This is a genomic window from Clostridium sp. (genome assembly GCF_036639235.1).
Taxonomy (GTDB): domain Bacteria; phylum Bacillota; class Clostridia; order Clostridiales; family Caloramatoraceae; genus Clostridium_AB.
Genome location: NZ_JAVWJB010000094.1, coordinates 1 through 3,106, shown reverse-complemented (window position 1 = coordinate 3,106; position 3,106 = coordinate 1). Strand labels below are relative to the sequence as shown.

The following is a 3,106-nucleotide window of genomic DNA, read 5'->3' as shown; positions in this document are numbered from 1 at the left end:
TTGCCTTGTAATACATTGTACATAGGAGGATTAATCCATGTACCTTTAGTTATAAAGTAAATTTATAGGATGGTGATAAAAATCACCTAACGCAGGCTAATATTAAATAGGGTTACATTAGGTATGTTCATAAACCTAAATGGAACCTTAGTGTTACCAAGTCCTGTGTTTACATATAGCTTGGTTTTATAGCTGTTATCCATTGTATACATGCCCTTATAGTATTTTTCAGACATGGTGTTTTTCTTAATTGGTCCATAAAATGGGATGTAAACCTGCCCACCGTGGCTATGACCTGCCAAAACAAGGTCAATAGGATAATCACTATACTTATCTGCTATATCAGGTTCATGGGTAAGAAGAATATTATAGTCACTTTCCTTTATCCCCTTAGTAGTTGACTTAATACTTGGGTTTCCAAGAAGAGCATCATCACTTCCTAGTATTCGAATTCTCTTCCCATTAAGCTCAATAACATCAGAGTTGTTTTTAAGTAGCTTAAATCCAGACTCCTTCATAATGTTTTTATAGTATCTAACTGCACTTCCTCCATAATCACGGTTACCGTATATAGCATACTTACCAAGCTTGGCTTCTATCCTGTTAAGAATAGGAGCTATTTCATCTTTATGGGTATACTTTGCAGCATTATCAATTAAATCCCCTGTAAATACTACAATATCAGGGTTTTCGGCGTTTATTTTATTAACTGCTTTTTCAAGCATATCTAAATCATAATATTCACCAAGTTGAGTATCAGTAAAATGAACAACCTTAAGATCTGTATTTGAACCTTTACTTAAATCAATGGTTTTAGTAATAAGTAATTTAGGCTCTATAAAGGTTGTATAGCAAAATAGACAGCCAATTATAAGGATAATGGAAGCTATTGTAGCTAATAATATTTTTAATAACTTAAACATGGTTTTCTCCTTAAGTAGATTTACTAGGATATATCATATAATACTCTCTTTTACTGTAACCTTGGTTACAATTTAGTTTAATATTATGTTAAATACTCTTAACATAATGTATAATTTGTAAATTTTAAAGATGTTGTTAATTGACTAATAAGATGTTACAATCAATAATAATTATATATTGAGAATACATATCAAACGAAAGGAGAGATTAAAATGTTTGAAAATATAGTGTCAGCCCAGAATATTAGCTTTGTTTTAGTATTTTTTGAAGGATTAGTTTCGTTTTTATCTCCATGTGTTATACCACTACTACCTATTTACATAACCTATTTAGCAGGGAACGCAAAGGTGGATAATGGAGATGGAACTTATAGATACATAAGAAGTAAGGTATTACTACATACAGTGTTCTTTATACTTGGAATATCAACTGCCTTTTTCCTATTAGGATTATCATTTACTGCACTTGGAGGATTCCTTGCAGATAATAGGGATGTTTTTGGCAAGGTAGCAGGTATTATAATTATTCTTCTTGGAGTAGTACAACTTGGAATAATTAAGCCAAGGTTTATGCAGAGGGAAAGAAAGATTAACCTTAACATAGCAGGAAAGAAAATGAACCCACTACTTGCATATGTAATTGGATTTACATTTAGTTTTGCATGGACTCCATGTGTTGGACCTGCTCTTTCATCAGTACTTATACTGGCTTCAAGTGCTTCAAGTAGCTTTGTAGGTAATATGCTTGTATTAGTTTATGCCATAGGATTTGTTATTCCATTCCTATTACTTGGACTGTTTACATCACAGGTACTTAACTTCTTTAAGAACAACAAGAAGTTTATGAAGTATAGCATTAAGGTTGGAGCAGTTATTATGATTATAATTGGAGTTATGACATTTACAGGGGTAATTAATAATGTTACTAACTACCTTGGAGGAAGTACTAAGCCTCCTGTAACTTCAACTGATAAGAAGGAAGAAGATAAGACTCCAGATGAAGTAGCTCCACCTAGTGAAGATCCGAGGGCCCCAATGGAATTTACTATGAAGGACCAATATGGTAAAACCCATAGACTTTCAGACTACAAGGGGAAGACTGTATTTATTAACTTCTGGGCAACCTGGTGTCCACCATGTAGAAAAGAAATGCCTCACATAGAGGAGATATACAAGGAATACGGACTTAACAAGAATGAGGTAGTTATTCTAACTGTTATTACACCTAACCTTGGACGTGAAGGTGATAGGGAAAGCATAATTAAGTATGCTAAGGAGCAGGGTTATACTATGCCGATACTATTTGATGAAGAAGGCACAGTAGCAGCAGATTATAGAATATCCGCATATCCTACTACTTTCATGATTAATAAGGACTACAAGGTTTATGGATATGTAAGTGGAGGACTTGAAAAAGACCAAATGAAGGAAATAATAACTCAAACCCAAAATGGAAAAATAGAATAAGTAAGATAGAATAAAGTATATAGGATTAGTAGTTGGATATGGTCTAATTACTAAGGAGATAGAAACAAGACATTCTAAAATAAAAAATGCAGGGATACCTAAGACAACCGTAAAACTCAGCTAAAGCTTCAAACACTACGGTTTTTTCTAAGGTCTCCCTGCATTTTGTGTAGTGCAAACTGCACCTTTTATTAAAGCGCTCATCCAGTAGATTCAAAGTTACACTTACTAAAGTATACATACTCACCTTGGGTACCAAGGATAAGATTAGTTATATCACTTAGAATCTCTGTAATAAACAGTCCGTTTCTGTAATCCTCAATAGTTAAATTAACCTCTTGAAGACTTGTTTTGTTATTAAGAATATTCTTAAGCCCAGCTGGGAACTCAATATACTTACCAATTACTCTGCCATCATCTGATAGGTTAAGTATTGTAGGTATCTTAAACTCATCAACAGTATCATATAGATAGTCCTCATATTCTCTTTGGTGGAAGAACTTAACTTCAATTAAGGGATTAAGTGCTGCTACCTTAAGTAAAATTGGAATAGCTATAGCTGCATCAGGGCAGAAAGTCTCTGTGAAAACAGCAATCTTCACAGGAGAAGAAATCTCCTTAATTCTAGCCTCTACTTCCTGAGGAATATCCTTAAGAATTTCTGAGACTTTAGTAGCCTTTGTGTTAATAAGAGAAGTCTCCTTATCACTAGAGCT

At 33.5% G+C, this 3,106-nt stretch carries 3 protein-coding genes; 1 reads left to right on the top strand and 2 read right to left on the bottom strand.

Annotation, left to right across the window (positions count from 1 at the left end; translation table 11 throughout):
* Window positions 1-86 precede the first annotated feature (86 nt).
* A complete protein-coding gene (locus RR539_RS10680) occupies window positions 87-923 on the bottom strand; it encodes a metallophosphoesterase (protein WP_332483851.1) in 837 nt (278 codons plus the stop codon).
* A 213-nt stretch (window positions 924-1,136) separates the two neighbouring features.
* Between RR539_RS10680 and RR539_RS10675 the strand changes: the two genes are divergently transcribed.
* Window positions 1,137-2,390: a cytochrome c biogenesis protein/redoxin gene (locus RR539_RS10675; RefSeq protein ID WP_332474904.1), complete on the top strand. Its 1,254-nt coding sequence runs from the start codon at window positions 1,137-1,139 to the stop codon at window positions 2,388-2,390.
* A 200-nt stretch (window positions 2,391-2,590) separates the two neighbouring features.
* On the opposite strand, the gene RR539_RS10670 is transcribed toward RR539_RS10675, so the two are convergent.
* The coding region (locus RR539_RS10670) for a thioredoxin family protein (RefSeq protein ID WP_332474905.1) at window positions 2,591-3,106 on the bottom strand (516 nt) is incomplete at its 5' end.

Excerpts from the sequence above, each read along its gene's own strand:
- RR539_RS10680 (WP_332483851.1), bottom strand. The coding sequence starts at position 923 with ATGTTTAAGTTATTAAAAATATTATTAGCTACAATAGCTTCCATTATC.
- RR539_RS10675 (WP_332474904.1), top strand. The coding sequence starts at position 1,137 with ATGTTTGAAAATATAGTGTCAGCCCAGAATATTAGCTTTGTTTTAGTA.